The sequence below is a fragment of the Yoonia sp. GPGPB17 genome, from assembly GCF_037892195.1.
In the GTDB taxonomy this organism is placed as follows: domain Bacteria; phylum Pseudomonadota; class Alphaproteobacteria; order Rhodobacterales; family Rhodobacteraceae; genus Yoonia.
In genome coordinates, this window is sequence record NZ_JATACI010000002.1 from 3457181 (window position 1) to 3478638 (window position 21458).

The 21458-nt window shown below is 56.1% G+C and carries 19 protein-coding genes, 1 tRNA gene and 3 pseudogenes; 4 read left to right on the forward strand and 19 right to left on the reverse strand.

Annotated features, from left to right (window positions below; genetic code table 11):
* Positions 1-218: 218 nt before the first annotated feature.
* The 6 genes from QTO30_RS18280 to QTO30_RS18305 all read right to left on the reverse strand — a co-directional run bounded on the left by QTO30_RS18280 (position 219) and on the right by QTO30_RS18305 (position 6054).
* Complete coding sequence (locus tag QTO30_RS18280; RefSeq protein WP_340425479.1) at positions 219-863, reverse strand: COG3904 family protein; 645 nt, start codon at positions 861-863, stop codon at positions 219-221.
* Between the two features lie 126 nt (positions 864-989).
* Entirely contained in the window at positions 990-2060 is a 1071-nt protein-coding gene (locus QTO30_RS18285; RefSeq protein ID WP_340425480.1) for an ATP-binding protein, read from the reverse strand.
* Positions 2061-2095: 35 nt separating this feature from the next.
* The gene (locus tag QTO30_RS18290; protein WP_340425481.1) at positions 2096-2791 is read right to left on the reverse strand and encodes a response regulator; all 696 of its coding nucleotides are present in this window, start codon (positions 2789-2791) and stop codon (positions 2096-2098) included.
* A gap of 210 nt (positions 2792-3001) precedes the next feature.
* Positions 3002-3259: a hypothetical protein gene (locus QTO30_RS18295; RefSeq protein WP_340425482.1), complete on the reverse strand. Its 258-nt coding sequence runs from the start codon at positions 3257-3259 to the stop codon at positions 3002-3004.
* 172 nt (positions 3260-3431) lie between these two features.
* Entirely contained in the window at positions 3432-4799 is a 1368-nt protein-coding gene (locus QTO30_RS18300; RefSeq protein ID WP_340425483.1) for a S41 family peptidase, read from the reverse strand.
* A gap of 97 nt (positions 4800-4896) precedes the next feature.
* Positions 4897-6054 carry a helix-turn-helix domain-containing protein gene (locus tag QTO30_RS18305; RefSeq protein ID WP_340425484.1) on the reverse strand — a complete coding sequence of 386 codons (1158 nt, stop codon included), beginning with the start codon at positions 6052-6054 and terminating at the stop codon, positions 4897-4899.
* Between the two features lie 158 nt (positions 6055-6212).
* On the opposite strand from QTO30_RS18305, the gene QTO30_RS18310 reads away from it, so the two are divergent.
* A complete protein-coding gene (locus tag QTO30_RS18310; RefSeq protein ID WP_340425485.1) occupies positions 6213-6935 on the forward strand; it encodes a MipA/OmpV family protein in 723 nt (240 codons plus the stop codon).
* Positions 6936-7026: 91 nt separating this feature from the next.
* A pseudogene (locus QTO30_RS18315) lies at positions 7027-7246 on the forward strand (integrase); the annotation flags it as partial.
* A gap of 266 nt (positions 7247-7512) precedes the next feature.
* Here the strand turns inward: QTO30_RS18315 and QTO30_RS18320 are convergent.
* The 8 genes and pseudogenes from QTO30_RS18320 to QTO30_RS18355 all read right to left on the reverse strand — a co-directional run bounded on the left by QTO30_RS18320 (position 7513) and on the right by QTO30_RS18355 (position 14489).
* On the reverse strand, positions 7513-7800 hold the full coding sequence (locus tag QTO30_RS18320; protein ID WP_340425486.1) for a hypothetical protein: 288 nt from the start codon (positions 7798-7800) through the stop codon (positions 7513-7515).
* A gap of 122 nt (positions 7801-7922) precedes the next feature.
* On the reverse strand, positions 7923-8132 hold the full coding sequence (locus QTO30_RS18325) for a CDGSH iron-sulfur domain-containing protein (protein ID WP_340425487.1): 210 nt from the start codon (positions 8130-8132) through the stop codon (positions 7923-7925).
* A gap of 52 nt (positions 8133-8184) precedes the next feature.
* Positions 8185-9312: pseudogene (locus tag QTO30_RS18330) on the reverse strand (IS3 family transposase).
* Between the two features lie 677 nt (positions 9313-9989).
* A tRNA-Gln gene (locus tag QTO30_RS18335) sits at positions 9990-10064 on the reverse strand.
* A 64-nt stretch (positions 10065-10128) separates the two neighbouring features.
* A complete protein-coding gene (locus QTO30_RS18340; protein ID WP_340425488.1) occupies positions 10129-11415 on the reverse strand; it encodes a mechanosensitive ion channel domain-containing protein in 1287 nt (428 codons plus the stop codon).
* A gap of 50 nt (positions 11416-11465) precedes the next feature.
* Positions 11466-12299, reverse strand: coding sequence for a 3-deoxy-8-phosphooctulonate synthase (gene kdsA / locus QTO30_RS18345; RefSeq protein WP_340425489.1), 834 nt, complete (start codon positions 12297-12299; stop codon positions 11466-11468).
* Entirely contained in the window at positions 12299-13852 is a 1554-nt protein-coding gene (locus QTO30_RS18350; protein ID WP_340425490.1) for a capsule biosynthesis protein, read from the reverse strand. The genes kdsA and QTO30_RS18350 overlap by 1 nt, the downstream gene beginning before the upstream one ends.
* Positions 13830-14489, reverse strand: coding sequence for an ABC transporter ATP-binding protein (locus QTO30_RS18355; protein ID WP_340425971.1), 660 nt, complete (start codon positions 14487-14489; stop codon positions 13830-13832). Before QTO30_RS18355 ends, QTO30_RS18350 begins: the two co-directional genes overlap by 23 nt.
* A 155-nt stretch (positions 14490-14644) precedes the next feature.
* Between QTO30_RS18355 and QTO30_RS18360 the strand changes: the two genes are divergently transcribed.
* A complete protein-coding gene (locus QTO30_RS18360; protein WP_340425972.1) occupies positions 14645-15226 on the forward strand; it encodes a uracil-DNA glycosylase family protein in 582 nt (193 codons plus the stop codon).
* On the forward strand, positions 15223-15999 hold the full coding sequence (locus QTO30_RS18365) for an SseB family protein (protein WP_340425491.1): 777 nt from the start codon (positions 15223-15225) through the stop codon (positions 15997-15999). The genes QTO30_RS18360 and QTO30_RS18365 overlap by 4 nt, the downstream gene beginning before the upstream one ends.
* Here QTO30_RS18365 and QTO30_RS18370 read toward each other — a convergent pair.
* The 5 genes and pseudogenes from QTO30_RS18370 to mreC form a co-directional block, all read right to left on the reverse strand.
* Positions 15996-16928 carry a 2-hydroxyacid dehydrogenase gene (locus QTO30_RS18370; protein WP_340425492.1) on the reverse strand — a complete coding sequence of 311 codons (933 nt, stop codon included), beginning with the start codon at positions 16926-16928 and terminating at the stop codon, positions 15996-15998. The two genes, QTO30_RS18365 and QTO30_RS18370, sit on opposite strands and share 4 nt — an antisense overlap.
* Positions 16928-18067 carry a rod shape-determining protein RodA gene (gene rodA / locus QTO30_RS18375; protein WP_340425494.1) on the reverse strand — a complete coding sequence of 380 codons (1140 nt, stop codon included), beginning with the start codon at positions 18065-18067 and terminating at the stop codon, positions 16928-16930. Before rodA ends, QTO30_RS18370 begins: the two co-directional genes overlap by 1 nt.
* Positions 18064-20006, reverse strand: a pseudogene (gene mrdA / locus QTO30_RS18380) (penicillin-binding protein 2). Before mrdA ends, rodA begins: the two are co-directional and overlap by 4 nt.
* Entirely contained in the window at positions 20003-20542 is a 540-nt protein-coding gene (locus QTO30_RS18385; RefSeq protein ID WP_340425495.1) for a rod shape-determining protein MreD, read from the reverse strand. The pseudogene mrdA and the gene QTO30_RS18385 overlap by 4 nt, the downstream one beginning before the upstream one ends.
* The gene (mreC, locus tag QTO30_RS18390) at positions 20535-21458 is read right to left on the reverse strand and encodes a rod shape-determining protein MreC (RefSeq protein ID WP_340425497.1); all 924 of its coding nucleotides are present in this window, start codon (positions 21456-21458) and stop codon (positions 20535-20537) included. Before mreC ends, QTO30_RS18385 begins: the two co-directional genes overlap by 8 nt.

Consider the following 21458-nt stretch of genomic DNA (forward strand, 5'->3'; position numbering starts at 1 on the left):
CTTGTAAACATTGCTACCCTGCCAATAGGAGTGACAGTTGATAACAGTTGTTACGGCGTCAATCATGTGCTGTTGGGCCTGAAAGCGTGGTCCCGGAGCTAAGCGGCCGATGACCAGAAACAGGTTTGCGTCGGCAATAGGCGTGCAGAGTTGGGAAAGATACAAATGAGAAGGCGGTTTGTACTGCCTTCTCATGTCTCAACGGTTTGGCTTACGCGCTACTGAGTCAGCAGACCATATTGCCGGATTTCTTCTTCTGTCATGACATAGATATCGTCCGCAGGTGCGGCGTAGATGGTGAACCAGTAGAAGGCATCATCCCCGAGCATACGTTCGATATACAGACGGTTTTGTTCATGTTCGGGGGCATGGCGCGGGAAATCTGCGGCATCTTTGAAGCCATCAGACCAGGAATGAACGCCAACAATGGCCGCGGGTTCCATGGTGCGTTCTACGCCCGCAAGGAATAGATCAACACCACCGGAATAAATCTCGCTCGTGTCGGTCAGATGGGTGTTTAAGCCAAGTTCTCGCACACGGTAGGCAAGCGCGATCATGGTGTCATCGTCAATGGAGCCCGGCACATTCAGTTCGACCAGCGTCTCAATCTGTGGGTTGGCCGCGTAGATCTCTTCGAACTGGCCCAACGTTTTGGAATTGATCTCGCCTTCCATAAATAACTGTGTGCCTTCAACGCGGAACTTTGTAGTTTCAACAAGGTTGAGGGCTGTCGTCGCAGCCAAATCGCAACCTGCGAGCAAGATTGCCGTGACGCAAGCAACAAGCGCTGCACCGGTTCTTTTGATCGCTCCGCGAGTCCGCACGGTTACGTCTGTTGTGCTGACGCTATCCACATTTGCCATTCTTCTGATCCTCTATATTCTGCGCCGCCAAATCAATATTGCGGCCTGTGTCCTTCATCTTGCCGGACCAGATGGGCGACCTCTGTTGCAGTGGTTTGCAGGCAGTGTGGAGGTTATGTGGAGAGGCTAGTCATTGGGTCGCAATGGCAAGGTGATAACGATGTCCAGACCTCCCCCATTGCGGCCAGTGGCCTGAACCGTTCCACCATGAGCCTGCGCAATGGCTTTCACGATGGAAAGGCCAAGGCCGGATCCTCCAAATTCTCGTGATCTGGAATCTTCCTCTCTTTGGAAGGGTTCAAAGACGACGGACCGAAAGCTGAGCCCAAGACCCGGGCCGCGATCTGAGATTTTTATATCTGCGGTCTCTCCGTGCCCCGCGACATGTATGTCGATGACGCCGCCTTCTGCGGCGTAACGGATGGAGTTCTCAATCAGGTTGGAGAGCGCCTGACGCATCCGATCCGGATCGATCATGCCGACAGCCGCGTCACCGGAAACGGTGGCCTTCATGTTTGCTTGATCAAGTGATCTGGAATGTACCTCTAGCGCCGACCGCGCGAGCGCAAGCAAATCCGTCTTTGAACGTACCAACATCAGCTCTCCATGCGAGGCTAGTGACAAGGTACGCAGATCGTCGACGACACGGGACAAGACCTGACTTTGTGCGAGCAATCGTTTCAGTTCTTCGGCCGACACATCGACAACGCCGTCGATCATGCCGTGCAGTTTCATCTGAAGGGCGGCCAGGGGTGTTCGCAGTTCATGGGCGATGGCGGCCGCATCGGTCTTGATCCGTTCGTCGGAGGCCTGGACCATATCCAGAAGGCTGTTCACATTCTCCACCAGATCACCGATTTCGCTGCCTCTTTGATTCTTGGCCAGGTCGGCGCGGGCGGAAAGCTCTCCGTTGACCACCTTTTGTGCGACTTCACCGACATTGGTGATCGGTCTGGTGATTTTGAGGGCCACAATGGCACCGGCAAGGATCGAAAGAGGGACTGTCACGAGGATTACGAGCAAGAATGTTGTGGACTCCGAGACGGGGTCAAGTTCACTGATCAGGTCGTCCACTCTTAAATAGGCGACTCTTTCTTCGTCGGTCATGGCCTGCACAAGTGCGAGATCCACCATAAGGTAGATGAAGGTGACCAGCACGAAGAACGCAATCAGGATCGCCGCGAACCAAAGGACCAACCGAAACCACAGCTTTCGTGTAATCCCTGACAGCGTCATTCTGACAACAAGCGATAACCGACGCCACGTACGCCTGCGAAATAGCCATCGATCCCAAGCGCAGACAGTTTCTTGCGCAGGTGGCTGATGTGGCTGTCGACGGTGCGTTCAACCGCGTCGCTTTCGCCCAAACAGGCGTCCAAAAGCTCGGATCGCGAAAAAACCCGTCGTGGCGAGCGCACCATGTGGTTGAGGAGCCGGAATTCGGTCAGCGTGAGATCAAGCGCTTGCCTGCGTGTCCCGTCTGTAACGAAGGCAGAGTGGCTCTCGAGGTCGATCTCTACGGCCCCTGCTTTGGCAATGTGACGCGCCGATTTGAGGCCACGTCTGAGGATTGCACGGGCCCGCGCGACGATTTCAAGCGGATTGAACGGTTTTACCACGTAGTCATCGGCGCCCATCTTTAGGGCCAGCAGCTTGTCCAAATCCTCACCCATCGCCGTTGCCATGATTACGGGCGTGTCGCCGCGCTGATTGATTTCACGAAGGGTTTCGATCCCGTCTTTCTTGGGCAGCTTGACGTCCAGTATGATGATGTCGGGCTTCAACATATCCAGATGGGTGAGTGCTGTTTCGCCATCCCGCGCAGAGATGGTTCGGAACCCGTCCCGCTCGAAGTAAGCGACTAGGACCGACGCAATGTCAGGTTCGTCCTCAACAATCATCGCCAGGGGTTGCACGTCTACCGTCATGAGGTTTCAGTTTTGCCTTTGTCAGCCCGTACCGACGTACAGTAAATTCAGTATAGCGATGGCGGCCATTGCAAGGCAATCGCCGCCACGTGTTTTATCCTCGGACAGTATAACCCCGTTCGATCAAGCAGCTTCGAATTGCGGCACGTTCGATGGTGTCGATTTCGCTGAGACCGTCAATTGCGCCGATCCCAGCACCGACCAAAGCGCTTAAGCAGCGGCGTTTTCAAGTCGGTCGTCATCGTCCTCCAGCGCGCCAACGATGCCACCAATGGCTGCGCCCGTAATCGCCTCTGTCTGTACAGGCCGATCCTGTTCGACAAGACTTGCAGCGACGGCGCGACATTCTGACAAGTCAGTTTGATACCGCGGTGAGGTTTGCCCGACGATTTGGGGCTCGTACTGGTTTGAGCAGGCCGCAAGGCTCAGGCCCACACCGATCAATACGAATTGGCTTATTACTTTCATTGTAGCTCCAGCTCCGATTTATGTGGTTTTTACAATGTCGAGGATTGAAGCGGGGCGAAGGAGGCACTGCGGAGGAAGTGTGGAGGTTTGGTGGACCTGAAAAATGCCCCCAAGACCCAACCAACTTTGGACAGGCGATCGTGGGGGCACATCTGTTCTTAAGGTTTCGTTTCTAGCGCTGGCCTTCAACGATCTGCCGAATGAGAGCCGCGTGGGTCATCAGCGGATTGTCTCCTGTAAAGACCGGGAAGCGCTGGCTTGGCGGGATGCCGCGGCCCTCCCATTCTTGACCTTCGTGATCACTGTAGACTTCGTTCGAAAGTTCAACGACCCAGCCATTGGGCAATTGTTTGTCCAGAACATCCGATAGTGCGCCGCGTGTTGGGGCTCCAACATGCGTGGTCTGTGGCAACGCCCGAAGGGCCATTGTGAAGATTTCCCCGGCGCTGACGGTCATATTGCTCGTGACAAGTGTCAGGTCACCGGTATAGCGCGACTTGTCAGATGGCGTAACATTCCGGCGTTGCTCAATCCGGTCAGGTGCGTCTGCAGGGTATTCGGACAATACGAATACAGGCTCTTGCGCGAACCGACTGGCAATCGCCAACCCGATGTCGTCAAAGCCACCAAAGTTGAGCGAAAGGTCAATGATTACATGATCGACACCTGCCGCTTCAAAAGCTGAGATGATCTCGTCCATCACCTCGTGGATCGCTTCGAGGTCTTTCAATGGTTCGCCAATGTCGCCGGTTGCGTAGTAAGCCATAGTCAGAAAATTGATATATCCTGTTTGCGGGGCAAGGAGCCCGTATTGGATGAACTCACTTCCCACAAAGGTGCCTTGTCCTTGCAGGACTTCGTTCGAGATATGGGTTTTCCAATAGGCCTCGCGAAAGGCGTCTTCGGCCGCTTCCACAGGCTGACCACCCGCGCGGGCGGCGGCCTGAATTCTGGCAAAGAGATCACCGGGATTGGGTTCAAAAACCACTTCAGCACCGTCAACCTCGCCCATGAGCCCGATGTGCCCATCTCGCAATGGGGCCAAGAGGCCGCTCAAGATCGCGAATAGTTCCGCGTCGGTGGTTTGTGGTGTAATATTTCGGCGGGCTTGCGCCACAGCCGCGGACCAATTGACGCCATACACATCGAAGAATGCGTAGTGAGTGGCGAAGATGTCAGCGAAGGCATCGAAGGTGCCAAGTGGCGTCGGGTCTGGTTCAGCATCACAGTGAGTAGGCAAATCTGTTATCCGATCAAATCGAATTGTTTGCTCTGTCCCTTGAAAACTAAGAAGAAAGGATTGGCCATCTTCGGCAACTGCGATGTCGAATGCAGCCAGAAGTCCAAACAGGTGATCACGGCTGTCGCTCAGGCATGTGTTGTTTGCCACGGAGTAGCTTTCGACCCATTGCCCACTGATGCGTGCACCGATCCCATATCCGTTGGACAGCCAACTCCCTTGCAGCGCAGTGGACTGTTCCGACGGTCCGCAAGACATGCAAAGCATTGGTGTAAGAAGTGAAAGGAATTTGAATGACATGGTGGGTACCTGTGTTGTGAAAACTGTACCCCCGATGTGATGATGTTTGCCGGAAGTGTCGTCCGGCACCTCAGGGACGGACACCGGACCCGTCCGATTAGGCCGCGACGGACATTTTCTTGCGGTACGCGGTCGGGGTTTCTCCGGTGACCTTGCTGAATGCGGTGTAAAATGATGACCGAGAGTTAAAGCCGACCTCATAGGTTATCTCGAGTACGGCCCTATCCGTTTCATGAAGCAGCTTTTGTGCGGTTTGGATACGGTAGCGGTTCACGAAGTCAAAAAAGTTCTCGCCAATCTCGGTGTTGAGCGTTTGCGACACGTAGTTTGGCGATGCCCCGATGTGACGGGACAGGGACCAAAGCGACAGGTTGGGGTCTTGTTGCAACTTGTCCTCTGTCATGGCATGCCGCAGCTTGCGTTCCAACCGCTTTGCCATTTCGTCCGTGAGGGCGGAGTTTTGATACTTTGCATCGTCCTTCGCCGGAGGATCTACGTCCGGGGCCAACCCGGGCGTTTGTCGTAGACCCCAAAGAAGAACAATCACAAGCATGGCGAGACCAAAGACGGAATCGACCCAATCGGGAATATTATATGGGGTGTTCGCCAGATCAAAGACGACGCTGGCGGCCGAAACGATCCAGTAGATTGCAAAGCCACCGATGACGACCCAGACCCATCTCAGCTCTCTCTTGGTCGTGGTCGAGACATACTGAAACAGTCGCCGACGATACCGCATGAGCGCTCGGATAATCGCAACCAAATAGGCCCCCCACTGCAAGATGGTCGCGATGATCAGCAATTCGCCAATTATGGCCACTGTGAAGTACCATCCAGTGGGCGAGGGGGCCGTTTCAACGAAAAGGCTCTGCCAGCCGTCGCGCGACATGAAGAGGGTGCTGGTCGCAATTGCAGCGGCGATGAATGGCAATGTGAGGTGCAGCCAAGGACGGGCAGGCAGGCGGGGTGTGACGGATGTTACAGCGGTCACATAAAGCCAGAACAACGGAACCAGGCAGGTCAGGCAAACCAATCCTAGAACCAAAAAGATGGCTTCCAGCCGCGCTGCCGCAAGTGGATTCTCGATCGCGAATGGGATCCCTGTCAGATCCATCACGGCACTGGCCAGAAGGACCATGGAAAGAATGCGGTACGGCCAGACGTTCTGATCCTGCATCAAGCACAGCGCGGCCCCAAAGAGAGCCAAGCTGAAACTGGCGATTGAAATCATGTCGGTCAGAGCGATTTCCTGCATGGGCTGGTATTGCCCCAGACGCCGCTACATTGGCTACCCCAAACCGTCCGTTTGTGCAGGATCGGACAGACTTTTTGTCCGACACAATAGTTCAAGACGACGAAGGAGCGACCTTCCATCAGGTAGGGCCCGACGAAATCACTAAAAGGACGAACAAAATGAAATACGGAACTCTTGCCTTTATCGCCGCGTCACTTGCCGCCCCACCAGTACTAGCAGAAGGGGGGTGGATCGTTGGTATCATCGCCGGCGGAGGTCAGGACCCCTATGTCGGTGCTGATGACAGTGTCGGCGCCATACCTTACATTGCCTACGAGACAGAGAAATTCCATATCGGCCTCGATGAGTTTCGATACTATGCCTATGACGATGGCAGCCTAAGCATTGATGCGTTCTTAACCCCGCAGTTTGCCCCAGATATGCCTGACACGGCCCTGTTTGCGGGACTAGAACGCGATGACACGGTCGATGCGGGGATTTCTGCAACCTACAACTTTGGACAGATGTACGCTTTGGCATCTGTTCAAGGTGACATTACGGGTGAATACGATGGTTTCTCCGGTCAGGTTGCTTTGGGATACGAAGCTGAGATTGGTAAGCTCACCGTTGATGCCAGTGCCGGTATTGAGTACCGCGATGCCAACTTCAACAATTACCTCTATGGAGTGAGCGCTGCCGAAGCGACAGCAAGCCGCGCGGTATTCGACATGTCAGATACCACCAACGCCTTCGCAGAAATCTCGGCGACCATACCCGTTGGTGCACAATCGTTCCTGATTGGCGCGGTATCCTATGCGGATCTAGATGACGCGGTCAAAAGCCCGTTGGTGGAAGACGACAGCCAAATCGGCGTCTTGCTCGGATTCGGATATCAGTTCTGATTGAAGGCCGTGAAGGGCGCGCCTGAACCATTCGCTGTTCAGGCGCGCAATCTTCTTGTTGAAGCGATAGAGACCACAGGGATCGTCCCTCTATGCGCGGATCGTCCGCGACTGGGTCACATCAACCGGTCTGGAGGCGAGCGCATACGGCACCCATTCGATGAACTACGGTGACCTAGATTTACAAGAAGACAGACAACTTGCGGGCGGTTCAGCTTCTGCTTGGACACACCAAGATGGATAGCACAGTGCGGTACCTAGGCGTTGAGTTCGAAGACGCGTCAGCAATCGCCGAGGCCATCGAAATCTAGCAGCTCAGGGTCGCCTTCAAAGGCGGCCCATTCCACACATTGAACTCCGACCAGGAGTTCTGCGTTTGCGCCTGCATTGCGGACATTCACTTTAATCCTTCGGCAAGTTCAGGGATTGCGTTCTGGGCGGTTCTTCGCGGGATCGAATTGGTGGTTATCCATGAACCTTATGCAACAACTGCGGCCAACTGCACTCCCAAATCATCATGTATTCGCTCAATGAAGTAAAAACTTGAGCGTCGTAATCAGCAGACCTAGCCCAGCCGTCAGAACAGCGCGATGATCATACTGGGCACGCTGCCACGGACGCGCCAGCCGATACGCCCTCCGAACCAGCCCAGCAATCCAATTGCCAGCAGTTGCGCTGCAAGCAACGCTCTATCTGGGCTGATTAGGCCAAACGCGGAGCAGAGGAATGCAACGGTCGGCCCATTGCCCGCCAGCAAAACCGTCCTGCTATGTTGCCAAACCGCATCTACGTCTGACCAGGTCGCCGCGTTACCCGATTCAAGCATCCGTTCGCAGATTTCGGCATAGGCCTTGGCCACAGCCACCACGAAAACCGTACCAAACAGTAAAACCGCATGGCGGCCCGGGGTCTTCGATCGGAGAACGCATGACCATGAGCACTGCCATGACCGAGACCGAACCGTAGACGACGCTAAAGGCGACTTCGTCAATCTGGCTGATTTGCGTCGTCATCAGACCACTTCGCGTCGTAGTGAGAGCCGTCACAGAATGGCTTGTTCTTGGACAAACCGCAGCGGCAGAGGGAGTACTTGGTTCGGCTGGCACCCGCTCCATTGAACTCGGCCTCAAGCGACACATTAGTTACGTGGTAGGGACCATCCTTTTCCACCTCGATGGCGACATCTCCAGTCGTCATATGCTGTGCAGTTTGGACCTGTCACGCTTTTGTGCCGCCCCCGGTGCTCGTTTTAGGCCACTTTTCTTTCGAAAGCGACGGGGCTTTTCCAGCCCAATGCTGAGTGTCTCCTGCGCGGATTGTAGAAGCCATTGATGTATTCGAAGATCGCGATTTCAGCTTCCCGCCGCGTCTGCCATGACCTGCGCCAGATCAGCTCTGCCTTGATCGTTTTGAAGAAGGTTTCCACAGCTGAGTTGTCATAACAGTTGCCCTTGCCGCTCATCGATACCTGGAAGCCATGCTGGCGCAGTAGCTTCTGATAATCGTGGGAGCAATATTGGCTGCCTCGATCCGCATGATGGATGCAGCCTTTCGGCGGTTGCCGGAGCGCGACAGCCATCTTCAACGCCCGGATCGCGAGGTCGCGTTTCATCCGATTGCTAACGGCCCAGCCGATCACCCGCCGAGAATGCAGATCAAGGATCACCGCCAAATACAACCATCCTTCGCGGGTCCACACATAACTGATATCGCCCGCCCATTTCTGATTGGGTGCATCCGCGTGGAAGTCATGGTCCAGCAGATTGGCCGCGATGTTGAAGGCGTGGTTGCTGTCGGTAGTCGCCTTGTATTTCTTGGACCGTTCGATGCGGATGCCATTCTCACGCATCAGACGACCGACACGGCGGTGGCCAATGTTCAGGCCCAACTCCTTCAACTCCTCGGTCATCCGCGGACGGCCATAACTGCCTAGGCTGAGCCGAGACTGCTCCTTGATATGAGCCAGCAGACCATGTCAGTCCGTTGCCTTTGGCTGGCCGGACGGCTCCGATAAGCGCGTAGACCGCGTTCACTGACATCCAGCACGGAACACATCCGATTGGCGCAAAACGCACCGCGGTGTTCTTCGATGAACCGAAACCTCATGGTTTTTGGCCCGCGAAGAACTGCGTTGCCTTTTTAAGATCTCGCTCTCCTCCTTGAGAATGCGGTTCTCCCGTCGAAGCCGTTCATTCTCTCGGGCAAGGTCGAGGTCTTCGTCAGATACCATCTCGGTGTTACGATGCGCTGTGACCCACTTGTTCAGGGTCGAAAGGCCAACACCTAAATCAGAGGCCGCTTGCTTCCTGCTCAGCCCGCTCGTCAGCGCAATCCGCACCGCATCAGCACGGAATTCGCCCGTCCGTTTCAGTCCCATAGTTCGTCTCCTTTGTTGCAATAAATGCTATCAAAGGAGCGGCATCAAACCGCGACAGGTCCAGAAGTCCTACAATCTTCCCTGTGGCAACGCCGCGTGGAACGGCGAAAGGCCAATGTCCAAGAACTGGTAAAGGCGAGCCTCGAAGCTCGACTAGGCTGATTTGGAACCAGAGCACCACGCAACAAAGGCGCGGTTACTTCTTTGCTGGAGTCGGCCTAACAGCAACCTTTCAGGACCAGATCAAGCTGCCATCGGTCACGGATATCGTCGTTTGCATCCTGTGGTCGCGCCTGGGCACGCGGCTGCCTGGGCACATCACCCGGTCCGATGGCAGCCGCTATGAAAGCGGCACCGAGTTCGAGTTCGAAGATGCCAAGCGCGCCATGGAAGAGACGGGGCGCCCGGTTCTACTGGTCTATCGCAAGATGGCCGAACCGCTGGTCAGCCTTGCTCCTGTAGCTAAGGTCCGGTGTCCGACCTTGGGTGTCGAATCTAGGTCGGATAGGCCCCACTTATCGGGGGCAGTTCTTGGAACGGGGAACCCAGCCACCTAGGCGAAGAGTTGACCCAAAATCCGTCAAATTCGGTGGAAGTTGTGTTCTTTCCCGACAAAAGTTGCATGTCTAGCCGGACAAGTCGCAATTCATACCGGACGATATATTTGGTAAAATCGCTGGCTGGGATGGTAGGATCTGAACCTACGGTACACTGTACCAAAAACAGTTGCCTTACCACTTGGCTACATCCCAGCAGCGAGGGGCTAGATACTGCGAAGGTGGGATTGGTTCAAGCCCTGTTTTGCAAAGAAATGGCCTATTCTTTCAGGCTGTCTTCGCGCAATAGGTCTTGCGAGATTTCCTCTTGCCGCTCTGCTTCAACGATCCGGTCCAAAGCGGCATCTTCGGTGGCATCGACGGTTTCTACCTGCGTGCTTTCGTGCAGATCCTGCGCGATGGTTTTAATCTCGCGTGACAAGTGAATGGCCTGCGTCGCATCGGGGATTACAATACCAGCGGCTTGGATAGCCAGTTTTACCTGACGCAATGCTTCGCCCTTGCCCAGAACGATTGAGGTTTCATTTTGATCGACCCACCCAGTGACAACCAGTTCAACCCCAGCAGGGTGCAGCGCCTCGATCCATGTTTGTGCCGCGGGCTCGGCCAGTACAAAGGGCAGATTCTGCACAGTTTTGGCGACCATGGCGCGGGTTTCCTGCAGGTCGGCGTCCCGTTCAACCATGACCGAGAACATGAACCGGCGCTCGGCGTTTTGGGTATAGTTGATGATCCGGCTTTTGAAGACTGTCGCATTGGGGATGCGAATGTGATTGCCATCGAAGGATAACAGAATCGTAGCACGGCTGGTCAGGCGGATAACCTTTCCGATGTCACCGTTGATCTCTACGGTATCGTTGGGCCGGAAAGGTTGGCGGAACGACAGCATGACCGAGGCGATGAAGTTTTCGACTGTGTCGCGCACAGCGAAACCTAGAGCCAGACCAATGATGCCTGCGGCCCCAAGGATCGTGCTGAGCAGCGCTGTGGCGTTTAGGATATCCAGGGCGATCACAATGCCGAAAATCACAAAGGCGATGCGCAGTAGCTGCCGGTAAATCTCGGCGATAAAGGTATTCGGGGCAAGGCGTTCCCACGGTTGCCGCATACGGGCGAGCACAAAACCAATAAACACAACGACTGCGAAGGCCACCCCCGCGATCAGGGCGAGGGGGAGAAAAACAATCAGTTGGTCGATCTGCGCGCGAAACCGTTCAATGGCCGGGTTTAGTCGTTCCCCGATGTCTGTTGTTTCAGTGACTTGATTGCGCACGGCGACGACGCCTTCGATACGTACCGCCAATGCGTCAAGTTCCGCAGCCTCGACGGCAGATGCCGTGGTTCCCCGCAAGGTAACGACGCCTTCGTTCACTGTGACACTGACGTCGGTGTAGTTTCCCAACTCGCCCAGAATTTCGCGCATGCGTAGCGCAATGGCTGCATCCTGCTGCGCAGAGTTTTCTGTGGTAATTGTTCCGTTGGCCTCTTGCGCTGCGACGGGTAAGGCAAGCGTCAGAAACAGGGCGAAGGTCACTAAAAGGCGCATGAAATCAATCCGTCAGGTAATACTGTAGCATAGCAGTCAAAACGGTCGTGTCACACGCGAAGTGGGTCAGCCTTTGCCAGCGCATCAAAATCCATCAGGCTTTTGATCACCCCATCCATTTGTTCCAGCGGGATCATGTTCGGCCCGTCAGACGGCGCATGATCCGGGTCTTCGTGCGTTTCAATAAAGACCGCGGCGATGCCCAGGGATACAGCAGCACGTGCCATCACGGGCGCGAATTCACGCTGCCCGCCAGATGAACCACCCATACCACCCGGTTGTTGGACCGAATGTGTGGCGTCCATGACCACAGGGTAGCCGGTGCGTGCCATCGTGGGCAGTGACCGCATGTCGGCGACAAGCGTGTTGTAGCCGAAGGATGCACCACGCTCGGTCAGAAGGATGCGTTTGTTGCCAGTGCTTTCGATCTTGGACACGACATTGGGCATGTCCCAAGGGGCCAAAAACTGACCTTTTTTGACGTTGATGACCGCGCCGGTTTCGCCCGCGGCCAGTAACAGATCGGTCTGGCGGCACAAGAATGCGGGGATTTGCATGATGTCACATACGGATGCCACGGTTTCACATTGCTCAGGTGTGTGAACATCGGTCAGTACGGGGCAGCCAATGCTGTCTTTGACGGCCTGCATCACCTTTAGACCTTTGTCCATACCAAGCCCGCGCTTGCCGCCCAAAGAGGTACGGTTCGCCTTGTCGTATGATCCTTTGAACACGAATTGCGCGCCATGGGCTGCGCAGACCTGGGCCATCTTTCCCGCGATCATCTGGGCGTGGTCAAGGCTCTCCAACTGGCAAGGGCCCGCAATAACCAAAAGGGGCAGGTCATTACTGACCGCCAATTCACCAATACTGACTGTATGCATCAAGAACTAACCTGTTCACGAAGGATCGAAGCGGTGATTGAGACCATCAGGTAGATACCCGAGAAGATCAAAAACGCCAGGATCGTGTTTTCAAAGGCGCGTGGATAGGTCGCCTGATCGGGAATGACCGGGCGCACGCTTTGCGACAGGTAGCGGACCTGACGGTTCGCTTCAATACGTGCGGTCTCCATCTGGATTAACGCCTGCTGCACCATCGCAGTCTGGAACGTGTAGTTTTCTTCCGCTGTGCGCAGTTCTGTGTTCCGCGCGGCCAAGGATACTTGTTCACCGGCGCCACCAACCAGCTGGTCGCGCAACTCCATGATCAAAGCATCAATATTGGTGATCTGGTCGCGTAGGGACTGCACCTGCACCTGACTTGGGCGGTCGACATTCAGGCGCGATTGCAAAACCAGTTCCAGCCGTTGTTTTTCGCTTTCCAACGTGTTGATTTGTCCAAGTCGCGCGGTGCTTTCGCTTTGCGGGTCGATTTGGCGCACATCTTGCTGAATGGCGAGCCATGTTGCCAGCGCGTCAGCACGTCGTTGTTCGGCTTCTTCATAGCTTTGCAGGGCGCCACGCATCTGATCTTCGCGTAGGCGGCCGGTCAGCTGGTCAACCTGTTCCTCTGCGTAACTGATCAGTGCTTGTGAGAATTCATAGCTTTTAACAGGATCGGCGGCGATGACCTCCATCCGGATCAGTCCTTCGGTCGGATCATAGCTGATTTTGACGTGATCAGTGTAGAGATCAAAGGCCTGTTCATTGGTCGCATTTTCTTCTAGCCGCTGAATGGAATCGATGTCTTCATTGGCGAAATGCGTTTTGAATCCATGATCACCGTCCAATCGTAACATCGCCTCACGCGATGCCAGATAGGATTGCACAGCGATACTGTCTTGCTGTGTCGCGATTGAAGTGCCCTGAAACAGCGTCGCAAGCCCCTGAGGCGCGCCGCCCTGGGCTTGCGCCTGCTGGATCACGATTTCAGACTTGGTCGCGTACATCGGGGTTGCGATGTTGTAGAAATACCAACCGATCAGGAATGTCGGCAGGAAAACAAAGAAAGACAGGCGGGTGAACAGAAGGGCCAGCTTGCGCTTGCGCCGGGCTGCGATATCGCGCTGAATCTGCAGGATTTCAGCGGCGTTGCGGTTCAGTGCCTCACGATTGTTCGTCGATGGCAGCGAGATGGCTTCGTCTGCGCGGGTATCGGGCAGTTGAATACGGCCTTGCCGTCCGGGTATTTTGGCAGCGTCCGGTTTGACCAGTTCCAGAACCGAGCTGCGTTGAAACGGGTCAATCCCAGCCGCGCGCAACTGGCGCACCGCGTCATAGTCCGAGGATGCTTCAAACCCATTTTTCAGCGCAACGCGCCGCGCCATGCGCAACTGACGGCCGGTCAGCCCTTCTTTGCTGATCGCTGCGATCTGTTCGGCATGCGACGGCTCCTGAGCGGCCTCTACAGCTTCAGAAGTGGTCTCTGGCTGCTTTTGCTCCTCCGGCGTCTTGCGCCGGATGCGGAACTTTTTAACTGTGGGTTTGGTAGTCATACAGCAAGCGCGCCTCTTCCAAGGTGTCAAACATATGCAGTTGCCCATTTTTGAGCACTGCCGCCGTCTTGGCAAGGCGCTCAAGCACGGCAGGTTGATGGGATACGATGATCACGGTAGCCTTTTCCAGACGTTCACGCAGGATTTCGCCCGCTTTGCGGTTGAACTCTGCATCGGTGGCACCAGGCATACCTTCGTCGATCAGATACATATCAAAATCGAGCGCGAGCAGAAGCGCAAAGGAAAACCGCGCGCGCATGCCAGAGGAATAGGTGCCCAAAGGCATGTCAAAATACTCTTCCAGACCGCAAAGCCATCGGCAGAACGCCTCGACATAATCGGGATCAAGACCGTAAAGGCGGGCGATGAAACGGCTGTTCTCCATGGCGGAGAGTGCCTGATCCGTACCCCCCATAAACCCCAATGGGAAGGAAATGCGGCAGCCGCGCCGAATTGTTCCCTCATCGGGTTTTTCGAGCCCGGACATCATATTGATCAGTGTTGTCTTTCCTGTCCCGTTGGGTGCAAGAATACCCAGCGAGTTTCCCAGCTCCACGCGGAAAGACGCACGATCAAGGATTACCTTGCGCTGGGTGCCCGTCCAAAACGATTTGCTGACTTCCGCAAACTCTAACATCTCAATCCCGCTCAGGCCCGTATCATCGGGCACATCTTCTTATAGTGGCAAAGTGTTAACACGCTTCATCACGTTTCCATAATGGGACATTGCGGCATGATTATAGCGCGAAAGAGGGGCGTGACAGTCGCATATGCCTATGCGACCTTTTCTTGATGGGTGTTCAAGAAGAGATATCAGCCTGCCGCATCTGCGCAAACCGCTTTGCCGCAACGGTATCGCGCCATGAACCACGGCCAGTAGTCTGGTTTAGGAGCAAGCCGCGTGTCCTGATTGCGGGGCAGGCACCGGGACTGCGTGTTCACCAATCGGGGCGACCTTTCACGGATCGTTCAGGTGACCGGCTGCGCGATTGGCTGGGCTTGGATGACACCACTTTTTATGATCGCAGCCAGATTGCAATCGTGCCGATGGCGTTCTGTTTCCCCGGCTATGATGCCAAAGGGTCCGATCTGCCGCCGCCAAAGATTTGCGGCGAAACTTGGCACGCCCGGGTGATGGATGTGCTGGGTGATCCGCCTTTGACCGTTCTTGTGGGCGGCTATGCGCATCATTGGCATCTTGGCAATCGGGCGGGTGTGACCGAAACGGTCCGCAATTGGCGCGACCATGCACCGCGTGTCTTTCCCTTGCCTCATCCGTCGTGGCGCAATACCGGGTGGCTTAAGAAAAACCCGTGGTTCACGGCGGATTTGCTGCCACAACTGCGCGCTCAAGTGAAAGACGCTTTACGATGACCGACCTTGACCAAGCCCATGCAGCGATGGAAGCGGCACCAGAAGATGATGCGGCCCGTTTGCGGTTTTACGAGCGGCTTGCGGATACAGAACTTTTCCTGCTGCTAGGGGCTGAGGCGGAAGGCGATCAGATCACACCCGAACTCTTTGAAATCGAGGATCAGCAGTTCACCCTCGTTTTTGACCGTGAAGAGCGGCTGTCCCAGTTTGTGGGTCGTGTCGCGCCCTATGCGGGCGTTCCCGGGCGCGCGTTGGTGGAAATGCTGGCCGGGCAGGGGATCGGGCTGGCGTTGAACCTCGAGGTCGCCCCATCAGCGATGTTGGTTCCGGCCGAGGCCGTTGATTGGCTGGTCGCGACGCTTTCGCACGGCCCGAATGAGACTGAAGCACGTTTGACCGAAGTATCCGCACCGGGTGGTTTGCCCGAGGCCGTTGTGTCCGGGTTGGATCGCAAGCTGGCCATTGCTGCTGGGATGGCGCGGTTCGCCTATCTTGCGGCTGCGACATATGAGGATGGCGCGCGCGGGCATGTTCTGGCTTTCATTGATGCGGTTGAAGGTGCGGAAAAGGCGCTTGCCTCGGCGGCCAGCGAGGCGCTGACCTTCTCGGGTATCGAGGCTGGCGTTATGGACGTGCTTTTTGTCAGGGCGAGCGACCCGCTGGCCGCGCATTTGGCCAAGGTTGGCCTGCGCTTCGATCTGCCCGAACCCGCAGCACCGCATGTACCCGGCGCACCGGGAATGGACCCTGGACGCCCGCCGAAACTACGTTAGTAGCCGCGCCTGCGGTCAACAATAAAGCGGAACGGTGCGCCCGCCTCGCCGCGGCTGATGTTTTCGACAATAACGTCTGCCGCCGTTTCTGGCCGGGTTGTTGACGCGATATGCGGGGTCACCGTAACTTGCGGGTGCGCCCAGAACGGATCGTCCTGCGGTAAGGGCTCTTGGCGGAACACATCAAGCGTCGCATGTGCAATTTGACCGCTCTCAAGTGCGGCCAGAAGTGCGGCATCATCAATCAGCGGTCCGCGACCCGGGTTGATGACAAAGCCGCCGCTGGCCATCAGTGATAGTGTTTCCGCATTCAGTATGTTCACTGTTTCTTGGGTCTGCGGTAGCAGCAAGATCACAATCTGTGCGTCCGTCAGCGCCTCGTACAGTCCGTCAGTGCCATGCAGGCAACGCATGTTCGGAATGTCTTTCGGACTCCGGCTCCACCCGGTCACGGGGAACCCCAACGCGTGCAACGCCTGCCCGCATGCAGCGCCCAAAGCCCCGATACCAAGGATCGTAACAGGCCTATCGGCGGCCACTGGCGGAAAACTCTCGTCTCGCCAAATGCCGTCTTGGCCAAAGATATGCGTATCCATGCCAAGATGATGGCGCAATGTATGTCCTGTAACCCACTCAATCATACCGTTGGTCAAGCTGTCATCGACCAACCGGCAAAGCGGCTGGGTTAGGGTTTCATTGTCGACAATGGCCTCGACCCCAGCCCATAGGCCCATCACAGCTTTGGTATTGGTGTAGGGGCGAAAATCGGTCACGGGTCCGTTTGGCGCAAAGATGATGTAGTCGACATCCTCTGGCGCGTGATCCAATGAAAGGTGTGCAGCAAGACCTACCTTGGCGAAGGCTGCGTTGAGCGGACCTTCATATTCTGCCCACGCGGCAGGTTTTGCGGAAAAGAGAATATTCAGCATCAGCGGGGCCTATGGACATGTGCGCTTTGAACCAAACCGAAGGCCACCAGCAGTACCAGCATGGCTGATCCGCCATAGCTGACCAGGGGCAACGGGACACCGACAACCGGGGCAAGCCCGGTGACCATGGCCATATTCACGGCAAAGAAAAGAAAGAACGTCATCGCGATACCAAGTGTCAGCAAAGATGCGAACCTGTCGCGATTGCTCATCGCAGATATGATGCAGAAAACGACGATCAGCAAGTAGAGTGCGAGCAGGGTAGACGCGCCGATAAAGCCGAACTCTTCCGCCAGCGTCGTAAAGATAAAGTCAGTGTGTTTTTCAGGCAGAAAGTTCAGGCGTGACTGGGTACCTTGCATGAACCCGCGGCCCGTCCATCCGCCCGATCCCAAAGCAATCTTGGCTTGGGTGATGTGATACCCGGCACCCAGCGGGTCATTGGCGGGATCCAGAAACGTATCAATGCGACGATACTGATAGTCTTTGAGCAGCTGCCAGGGCGTCCCGCGGCTTTGGAAAACAGCAACGATTGCGGCGATCCCGCCACCAACGACAGTTGCAAAGTAGGCCCAATGCACGCCTGCCAGAAACATCACTGACGCGCCACCGATCAGTAGCAACAACGCCGTCCCAAGGTCGGGTTGATTGAGCACCAGCATTGTCGGCGCAAGGATGAACAAAACAGGTAAAGCCACCCACAGTGGGTGCGATGTTTTCTTGTTGGGCAGCCAGTCATAGTAAGCTGCCAGAAACATCACCAATGTGATCTTGGTCAGCTCAGATGGTTGCAAACGCATAAAACCGATGTCGATCCAGCGCTGTGCACCCATGCGCACCTCGCCAAAAAATTCGACGCCCAAAAGCAAGAGTAGCGATCCCCCATATGCAAGAAACGCCATGTTCCGCCAAAACCAGATGGGGACCATTGCGACGATGATCATCAGCACCATGCCAAGCACAAAACGTTCCATCTGCGGTTCGACCCAGGGGGTCATAGAGCCACCAGCAACAGAATAAAGCATCAAAAAACCGGCAGAGGCTACGGCGATAAGCAGTAAGATAATTGGCCAATGCAGGTGCAGTACCTTGCGTAATCCGGTCGGCACATACTTCGTATTATACTCAAGATAGCTCATGCGCGGCTGCGCCCCTTGGCACCGGGCGGCACACGCGCGGCGATGCGGCGTTGCTGTTCGGTGATCTTGTCGCGGACGCCAGCTGGATAAGCTTCGAGTGGAGGTGGGCCGCCATATTGGGCTTGCAGGATGATATCGCGTGCGATGGGTGCCGCCGCCCGTGATCCGCCGCCGCCATGTTCGACCACAACAGAAACCGCATAGCGCGGGTTGTCATAAGGTGCGTAACCCACAAACAGTGCGTGATCCCGGCGTTCCCAAGGCAGGTCTTCGTTTTTTGTCACACCGGCGGCGCGCTCTTCGGGGGTAATGCGGCGCACCTGGCTGGTTCCCGTTTTCCCGGCCATCTTGTGGGCATCATCTATGATCCGCGATCCATAGGCGGTGCCACGACGATGGTTGCAGACATCCTCCATCGAGGCGCGAATGCGGCGCAGGGTGTTTTCATTGATCCCCAGACTTTCGCCCAGACCTGTCGGTTGCTCGACGCCGTCGATTAACCGGATCAGACGCGGAGTCACGGTGCGGCCTGTTGCAATCCGCGCGGTCATAACGGCCAGTTGCAGAGGCGAGGTCAGCACATAGCCCTGCCCGATCGAGGCGTTGACCGTATCACCAATACGCCACTCCTCACCCCGTACACGGGCCTTCCATTCCTTGTCTGGCGCTAACCCTTCAGCGACGGCTGATAGCGGCAGATCATGACGCACCCCCAACCCCAGTTTGCGTGCCATCTCGGCCATCTTGTCGATGCCAACACGCTGGGCGATCTCATAATAGTAGCAATCGCAGCTTTGCTTGAGGCTCTCATGCAGGTCCATGTTGCCATGCCCGCCCCGTTTCCAGCAGTGGAAGCGGATGTTGAAGACATCCGTGAAGCCGGGGCAATACACTGTCTCATCCGGGGTCACGAGTCCGGCCTCCATCGCGGCCATGACCGTGACCATCTTGAAAGTTGATCCGGGGGGATATGTCCCTTGCACAGCCTTTGCCGCCAGCGGGCGGTATTTGTCTTCGTTCAACGCGGTCCAATCCGGTACAGATATCCCGCGTACAAAGAGATTGGGGTCAAATGCCGGGGCAGAGGCGATGGCGCGCAGATCGCCGTTCTCAAGATCAATAACAACCGCACCAGCGGATTCGCCATCCAGTCGGGCCTGCACATAGCTTTGCAGACGACTATCCAGCGTTAGCTGAATGTCCTTGCCAGGATCACCTTCCTGCCGGTCCAATTCACGCATGATCCGACCGGCGGCGTTTACCTCGATGCGGCGGGTACCAGCGCTGCCTCGCAAGGTCCGCTCAAGCTTGTTTTCTGCACCGGTCTTGCCGATCTGGAACTTGGGGATTTGCAGCAATGGGTCGGGGTCATCAATGCGGCCGAGGTCATAGTCACTGACCGGGCCGACGTATCCAACGACATGAGCCAGATCGGCACCCCAGGGGTAGACGCGGCTCAGCCCCACCTCAGCCTGAATGCCGGGCAGGGCAGGGGTGTTAAGGTTGATCTCGGCAACGTCCTCCCAAGACAGGCGGTCTGCGATGGTGACAGGCACAAAAGGCGACCGTCGCTGCATTTCCTCCATGGCGCGCGACAGATCGCTGGGGTCAATGTCGACAATCTCGGTCAGCTTGGCGAGGACCTCCCCAACGTCGCTTAGGCGTCTTCACGTACCATGACGACGCGATAGTTCTGTTCGTTGTCCGCAATTGCGATGCCGTTGCGGTCAAAAATGAGCCCGCGCGCCGGGGGCAACAGGCGGATGTTGATCCGGTTTTCTTCGGCAAGCAGGCGGAACTGATCGGCCTGCTCGACCTGCATGGATTGCAGGCGCCACCCCAGCGCACCGATGACACCAAGTTGGGCACCGCCCATAACCAAAGCACGGCGGCTGATCGTGCGTGCGCTTGCAATGATATCCTTTGGGGGCCGCTTCACAGGATTTGCCCTTTACTGCCGATCTCTCCGGGTGATGTGCGCGATACGCCAAAGATGAAATGGGCGACAAGCAATACGACGGGGTAAACAAGGATTGTCGCAATCATCTCGATCAATGTCAGTGCCAAAGGCGCTTGTGGCGACATGACGACGGCCAGCACAAGACGATTGATGACCGTAATGGAGAGTATCCCAAATGCAACCGTGCCCCATTCCACCAGCAAAGGCATATTGCGAAATTCGCGATGTCGGCGGCGCAAGATTTCACTCAGGATTACAACCAGTGCCGCCCACAGACCCGGGGGACGCATGAACAAGAAGTCCGTCATGAGAAACAGCAGCGCGATCACAGCCACAGGAACATATGTTGGTTTGCGCACGACCCATACCAAGGTCGCCGCTAACAGCAAGTCAGGAAAAGCCCAAAGTGAGGGGCGCATGTCCAGTGGCACAAGATCAATGACGATCAGCATGAATGCTAACGCCAGAAAAACGCCGCCTTGCATCCAAGTTTTCCGGTCCATCCGCTCAGCCATCAGTTAGCTCCAAAGCGCGGACCGAGGTTGGATTGATCCCGGCGGGGCCAAAGAACTCTGCCTCGGGTGTCAGCAGGTTGTTGGGATCTGCGATGTCTTCATGAGGTTGCGAACGCAGAACGCGCAAGAACTCGAGCCGCTGATAGTCGGCTGCTAAACGCACCCGAAGTCGATCGTCGGTGTCCAACGCGACCTGCCCGACCAACAGATCTGCCGGAAACACGCCACCGTCGCCAGATGACACAACCCGGTCGCCCGGTCGCACAAGCGCTGTATCTTCAAGAAATTCCAGCGGCGGGTTGAGTGAGTTATCGCCCGCCAGAATGGCCTTCTGCCCTGACGGTTGGATTGTGACCGGTATGCGGCTGGATGTGTCGGTCAGTAGCATGACGCGGCTGGTATTCTGGCCCACGCCCGCGACACGCCCTACCAGACCGATGGCATCCATCGTCGGCCAACCGTCGATGATGCCGTCGCGTGCGCCGACATTGATCAAGACAGACTGACGGAATGGTGACCCGCTGTCGGTCACGACAACGCCCGTTACAACGGTGAGTTGGGGATCAAGGCTCACGTTGTTGAGGTCAAGCAGTTTTGCGTTCTCCTGCTCCAATTGCAGGGCGGCTTCTTTCCAGGCCTTCATCTGCTGCAACTCGCGGCGCAAATCTTGGTTCTGCGCGCGCAATTGTTGGTAGCTTTGAAAGTCACTGATCAGATTTGCCGCCCCGGTGATCGGTGCCATCGCCCAATCAAAGGAGGGGACGACGGCATCAACCGCCGCTGCCCGCAATCGCTCGACACGCGGGCTGTCGATGCGCCAAACCAGAAACAAACCCAACAGTGCCAATACCAAAACCCCGACCAGCAATCTGCGGATCGGGCCGACGAAATCTTCGCTGTTCTTGTCACGTGCCAA

What these genes read in the sequence shown, in the direction of transcription:
- QTO30_RS18280 (WP_340425479.1), bottom strand. Translation starts at nt 863, where the DNA reads ATGGCAAATGTGGATAGCGTCAGCACAACAGACGTAACCGTGCGGACT.
- QTO30_RS18290 (WP_340425481.1), bottom strand. Translation starts at nt 2,791, where the DNA reads ATGACGGTAGACGTGCAACCCCTGGCGATGATTGTTGAGGACGAACCT.
- QTO30_RS18295 (WP_340425482.1), bottom strand. Translation starts at nt 3,259, where the DNA reads ATGAAAGTAATAAGCCAATTCGTATTGATCGGTGTGGGCCTGAGCCTT.
- QTO30_RS18300 (WP_340425483.1), bottom strand. Translation starts at nt 4,799, where the DNA reads ATGTCATTCAAATTCCTTTCACTTCTTACACCAATGCTTTGCATGTCT.
- QTO30_RS18305 (WP_340425484.1), bottom strand. Translation starts at nt 6,054, where the DNA reads ATGCAGGAAATCGCTCTGACCGACATGATTTCAATCGCCAGTTTCAGC.
- QTO30_RS18310 (WP_340425485.1), top strand. Translation starts at nt 6,213, where the DNA reads ATGAAATACGGAACTCTTGCCTTTATCGCCGCGTCACTTGCCGCCCCA.
- QTO30_RS18325 (WP_340425487.1), bottom strand. Translation starts at nt 8,132, where the DNA reads ATGACGACTGGAGATGTCGCCATCGAGGTGGAAAAGGATGGTCCCTAC.
- QTO30_RS18340 (WP_340425488.1), bottom strand. Translation starts at nt 11,415, where the DNA reads ATGCGCCTTTTAGTGACCTTCGCCCTGTTTCTGACGCTTGCCTTACCC.
- kdsA (WP_340425489.1), bottom strand. Translation starts at nt 12,299, where the DNA reads ATGCATACAGTCAGTATTGGTGAATTGGCGGTCAGTAATGACCTGCCC.
- QTO30_RS18350 (WP_340425490.1), bottom strand. Translation starts at nt 13,852, where the DNA reads ATGACTACCAAACCCACAGTTAAAAAGTTCCGCATCCGGCGCAAGACG.
- QTO30_RS18355 (WP_340425971.1), bottom strand. Translation starts at nt 14,489, where the DNA reads ATGTTAGAGTTTGCGGAAGTCAGCAAATCGTTTTGGACGGGCACCCAG.
- QTO30_RS18360 (WP_340425972.1), top strand. Translation starts at nt 14,645, where the DNA reads ATGGGTGTTCAAGAAGAGATATCAGCCTGCCGCATCTGCGCAAACCGC.
- QTO30_RS18365 (WP_340425491.1), top strand. Translation starts at nt 15,223, where the DNA reads ATGACCGACCTTGACCAAGCCCATGCAGCGATGGAAGCGGCACCAGAA.
- QTO30_RS18370 (WP_340425492.1), bottom strand. Translation starts at nt 16,928, where the DNA reads ATGCTGAATATTCTCTTTTCCGCAAAACCTGCCGCGTGGGCAGAATAT.
- rodA (WP_340425494.1), bottom strand. Translation starts at nt 18,067, where the DNA reads ATGAGCTATCTTGAGTATAATACGAAGTATGTGCCGACCGGATTACGC.
- QTO30_RS18385 (WP_340425495.1), bottom strand. Translation starts at nt 20,542, where the DNA reads ATGGCTGAGCGGATGGACCGGAAAACTTGGATGCAAGGCGGCGTTTTT.